This is a genomic window from Roseovarius gaetbuli (genome assembly GCF_900172365.1).
Taxonomy (GTDB): Bacteria; Pseudomonadota; Alphaproteobacteria; order Rhodobacterales; family Rhodobacteraceae; genus Roseovarius; species Roseovarius gaetbuli.
In genome coordinates, this window is record NZ_FWFJ01000143.1 from 1 (window position 1) to 615 (window position 615).

The 615-nt window shown below is 55.1% G+C and carries 1 protein-coding gene; it reads right to left on the reverse strand.

Translation table 11 applies throughout. The features are described from left to right. Window positions 1-167: 167 nt before the first annotated feature. The coding region (locus ROG8370_RS19990; RefSeq protein ID WP_139838259.1) for a DDE-type integrase/transposase/recombinase at window positions 168-615 on the reverse strand (448 nt) is incomplete at its 5' end.

Sequence of the window (615 nt, forward strand, 5' to 3'; positions counted from 1 at the left end):
ACTTGGCGATGTCGATCCCGAGTGTTGTAATAGTCATGTGGATGGCTCCTTCTCTCTGTTGGTTGCAAACAGCACCAGCATGGCACATTGAGATGCCGTTCGGGTGGAGCCGTCCACACCATCAGACGAATTCGAACCAGTCTCCACAAGGACAGTGACGCTGCCTCTTATTTTGCGCAGAGGCCGCGCCACTCGGCAAGAGCGGCGGCGCGGTTGAGTTTGAAATTGTGTCGAGTTGAGAGGCTGCGTTCCTGATTAAAGTGATTATAGACGGAAGCGTGGACTGCGGCGAATTTCCGTAAACTTCGCATCCGCCTGAAACGCATCATCGCCCTCTCCCGTCGTCGAAACGGCAGATGTGAATTCTCCGCCCGATTGTTCAGCCAGCGGCCCGTTTCCTGCCTGTTTGCGGCGCCGATCTCTTTCAGCGCGGCGCGGTACGAGCGCAGCCGGTCCGTGACGATCACCTCGGGTCGACCGTGCTTACGCATTGCTTTCTTTAAAAATTTCAATGCGGCCTGCTTATCGCGCGTCTTTGTCACAAAGCTTTCCAGGACTTCGCCTTCATGATCGACCGCGCGCCATAGGTAGTGTCGCTCACCGTTAATTTTTACA